The 4,126-nt window shown below is 54.0% G+C and carries 1 protein-coding gene and 3 pseudogenes; 1 reads left to right on the forward strand and 3 read right to left on the reverse strand.

Features of this window, described 5'->3' with window-relative positions; genetic code table 11:
- A pseudogene (locus J9892_RS19495) lies at positions 1-121 on the forward strand (ISAs1 family transposase); the annotation flags it as partial.
- Between the two features lie 16 nt (positions 122-137).
- Here the strand turns inward: J9892_RS19495 and J9892_RS19500 are convergent.
- The 3 genes and pseudogenes from J9892_RS19500 to J9892_RS19510 all read right to left on the reverse strand — a co-directional run.
- Positions 138-1,289: pseudogene (locus J9892_RS19500) on the reverse strand (IS3 family transposase).
- A 297-nt stretch (positions 1,290-1,586) separates the two neighbouring features.
- Positions 1,587-2,606 (reverse strand): IS110-like element ISAs16 family transposase, encoded by a 1,020-nt coding sequence (locus J9892_RS19505; protein ID WP_021140576.1) that lies wholly within the window; start codon positions 2,604-2,606, stop codon positions 1,587-1,589.
- A 569-nt stretch (positions 2,607-3,175) separates the two neighbouring features.
- Positions 3,176-3,982, reverse strand: a pseudogene (locus J9892_RS19510) (IS5-like element IS5 family transposase); the annotation flags it as partial.
- Positions 3,983-4,126 lie beyond the last annotated feature (144 nt).

Genomic DNA, 4,126 nt, shown 5'->3' on the forward strand with positions numbered 1-4,126 from the left:
GCTCAGGGCCGAGACTTCACGCAAGGCGAGCGTAAGACGGAAGCAAAAAATCGCAGGAATGAGCAGTGAATATCTGGAAACGGTACTCAATGCGGGTCTCAAAAAACTGGGTGAAATTTAACAAAATGTTCACGCTCTCACCCTGAACGGTATCCCAAGGCGCTGTGCGGGTGGTGTTCGTTATAATGCTCAAACGCGATGGCCAAATTGCCTACCGCTGTTCGGCTATCTGGTTTCGGCATCATCTCGATATAGTCTCGCTTCATCGTCTTCACGAAGCACTCCGCTATACCGTTGCTCTGTGGGCTTCTCACCGCAGTCGTTTTGGGCTCCAACCCGATTTCTCGTGCAAACGCGCGGGTCTCATGGGCTCGATACGCCGAACCATTATCAGTCAGCCACTCCACCGGTGATGCCGGCAACGCATCCCCGAAGCGACGCTCAACAGACCTCAGCATGACATCTTGCACCGTGGCACTGTCGTAACCCCCGGTACTGGCAGCCTAGTCCAAGGTTTCCCTGTCACAGCAGTCCATGGCGAACGTGACTCGTAGTTTTTCACCGTTATCGCAGCGAAACTCGAAGCCATCTGAGCACCAACGTCGATTGCTCTCCTTGACGGCAACACGCCCCTGATGTGCCCGCTGGGTCAATGGTGCAGCCGGTTTTCTTTCCAGCAACAGGCCATGATCGCGCATGACGCGATATACCCGTTTGGCGTTTACCACAGGCTGTCGTGTTGCCTCTGACCGACGCCGTAACAGCGCCCAGACTCGACGATAGCCATAGGAGGGAAGCTCAGCCATCGCCTCCATGATCCGGCCAAGTAAGGCAGCATCATCATGCAGGCGATGATGACGACCATCTTGCCAACCTGGTTTTCGATGAACACGAACGGATAGCTGCGCACGCGATACATTAAGGGCCTGGCTCACAGCACTTAATCGTCGTCCCCCGGCAACAAGGGCGCATGCGCAATCCATTTTTTGCTCGACCAACCTCTACGGCTTCTTTGAGGATCTCGTTCTCCATGGTTTTCTTCCCGAGCAGACGCTGGAGCTCTCGGATCTGCTTGATGGCAGCAACCAACTCGAAGGCTGTAACAACATCCTCACCGGCGGTGATCGCCGTGAGAGAGCTTTCCTGGAATTGCTTACGCCATTTGAAAAGCTGGTTGGCGTTGACGTCGTGCAAGCGAGCTACATGAGAGACGGTCATTCCGGGCTCAAAGGTCTGCTGCACGATGGAGATCTTTTCCGGCGTCGACGACGCTCAGCCCCTGTTAACATAGATGGTCGCCCCGGTTTGCCAAGCCCTCAATCAATGAAAGTGAGTCAGGTGGAGATTGCAGCCATAGATCCGGATTTCACCGAGGCAACAGCCTCTATCCCTGATGGAATTCGCTGACTGGCTCCTCTATCACTTACAGCGCACTTAACGACGTGCTGTGTTAACACCGGGTTTTGCCAGCCACGGTCTGACCTGTCTCGCCATCACTTCATGATTGCCTGCGCAATCTGTGCTTCATTATCATTGCCAACCGTCTTGTTGCAGGGCTGTCAGCCCGCCCTTACTAAACCTGTTTTTCATGCGGCCATGCCATTGTGAGCATCATATTTTCTGTCGTGTGCCAGCAATGCCCAGATGATTCTAGCCGTCTGCGCTACCGCCGCCACGTTAGGGTTGCGCCGTGCCATCACCCCGGCCAACCAGCTTCCTGCAAACGACTCCTTGTGTTCTGCTACTCGTAGCACCGCCCGAGCGCCATGAATTAACAGTGTGCGCAAGTAGCTGTCGCCGCGCTTGCTGATCCCCAGCAGGGTCTGCTTGCCACCGCTGGAGTGTTGCCGTGGCACCAACCCCAGCCACGCGGCCAACTGCCTGCCATTCTGGAAATTTCTCGGATTGCCAATGGAGGCCACCAGGGCGCTGGTGGTGATAGGACCTATACCGGGTAGCTGTGCCAATGTTTGGCTGGCGACACTGTCTCGATGCCAGCGTACGCTCGCTTCCTCCAGCTCGTTGACCTGCTTATTGAGTTCCTTGAGGTGCTCGTGGAGTCGCATCAGCAACAGGCGAAACGTCCCTGGCAAGCAGTTTTCACTGTCCTCCAGGAATTCGGGAACACGCTGGCCGATGTGGGTGATGCCCTGGGGGATGATGAGCCCATATTCCGCCAAAAGTCCTCGGATCTGGTTGGCCTGGGCGGTCCTGGCCTTGACGAACCCCTGCCTAGCACGATGCAGGGCTAGGACGGCTAACTGTTCGCTACTCTTTATCGGCACGAAGCGCATGGTTGGCCGGGTTACCGCTTCGTAAATGGCCTCGGCATCGGGGGCATCATTCTTGTTTGTTTTGACGTAGGGTTTGACGAATTGAGGTGCCATCAGCTTGACGGTATGCCCCAGACCTTGCAGCTTGTTGGCCCAGAAATGGGCGCTACCACAAGCTTCCATGCCGATCAGACAGGCGGGCAAGTTGGCAAAGAAAGTGATCATCTGGTCCCGCTTGAGCTGCTTTTTCAGAAGCACTTTGCCGCGCTCATCCACGCCATGAACCTGCAGGACATTTTTGGCCAAATCGATGCCAATCGTGGTGATTTTCATAGCGTTCGCCTCTCTACAGTCAGTGGGAATATCTTTGCCACATTGGCACGTTAGATGCCGTTTGGGGAGGGGCGACCATCCCATTACTTCGACCATCTTCTCGTTGCGACTAGTACTGAACATAGTTCCAAGACTACCTCTTAAGTTAAGAGGGGCGAAGTGTCTGGATCTTCAAGGGGCCAATCTAGGATCTTCAAGGGACCAATCTACAATGTGCCTAGCGTATCTCGGTGCCTGCTATTAACCAAAATCAGGTTAAACATAGATCCTTCATTGCCAATTAGAGTGAGCATAGTGCGAGTGCTATCTAGGGAAGGTGCGAATAAGCGGGGAAATTCTTCTCGGCTGACTCAGTCATTTCATTTTTTCAGTTTGAGCCGATTTTTTCTCCCGTAAATGCCTTGGGAAAGTGCGAACAAGTATCCCACGAACAAAAAATGAAAATTTTAGTCATTTAATATCAATGGGTTACCAGTAAATGCTCTCGTGCCATATGACTTATTCGCACCTTCCCTTGAATCAGCCTATTTAGACCGTTTCTTCGCCATTTAAGGCGTTATTCCCAGTTTTTAGTGAGATCTCTCCCACTGACGTATCATTTGGTCCGCCCGAAACAGGTTGGCCAGCGTGAATAACATCGCCAGTTGGTTATCGTTTTTCAGCAACCCCTTGTATCTGGCTTTCACGAAGCCGAACTGTCGCTTGATGATGCGAAATGGGTGCTCCACCTTGGCCCGGATGCTGGCTTTCATGTATTCGATGTTGATGGCCGTTTTGTTCTTGCGTGGATGCTGTTTCAAGGTTCTTACCTTGCCGGGGCGCTCGGCGATCAGCCAGTCCACATCCACCTCGGCCAGCTCCTCACGCTGTGGCGCCCCTTGGTAGCCGGCATCGGCTGAGACAAATTGCTCCTCTCCATGCAGCAGATTACCCAGCTGATTGAGGTCATGCTCGTTGGCCGCGGTGGTGACTAGGCTGTGGGTCAGGCCACTCTTGGCATCGACACCAATGTGGGCCTTCATGCCAAAGTGCCACTGATTGCCTTTCTTGGTCTGATGCATCTCCGGATCGCGTTGCTGCTCTTTGTTCTTGGTCGAGCTGGGTGCCTCAATGATGGTGGCATCGACCAAGGTGCCTTGAGTCATCATGACGCCTGCTTCGGCCAGCCAGCGATTGATGGTCTTGAACAATTGGCGGGCCAGTTGATGCTGCTCCAGCAGGTGGCGGAAATTCATGATGGTGGTGCGGTCCGGCAAGGCGCTATCCAGGGATAATCGGGCAAACAGACGCATGGAGGCGATTTCGTACAGAGCATCTTCGATCGCGCCATCGCTCAGGTTGTACCAATGCTGCATGCAGTGAATGCGTAGCATGGTCGGCGTTTTTCAAGATAGTTGTCGCGCAAAGCTGTTTTAAGCAGCCTCTTTTTGCTCCGGCTCGGGTTTCTCGGGCCGCTCCGGATTTAGCATCACGGCACCGATAGGTGTCCAGTCTCGCGTCTTGCCACTCCACCTCGCTGG

Source organism: Aeromonas sp. Prich7-2, from assembly GCF_017939255.1.
In the GTDB taxonomy this organism is placed as follows: Bacteria; Pseudomonadota; Gammaproteobacteria; order Enterobacterales; family Aeromonadaceae; genus Aeromonas; species Aeromonas caviae.

Coding starts and splice junctions, on each gene's coding strand:
- J9892_RS19505 (WP_021140576.1), bottom strand. CDS start 2,606: ATGAAAATCACCACGATTGGCATCGATTTGGCCAAAAATGTCCTGCAG.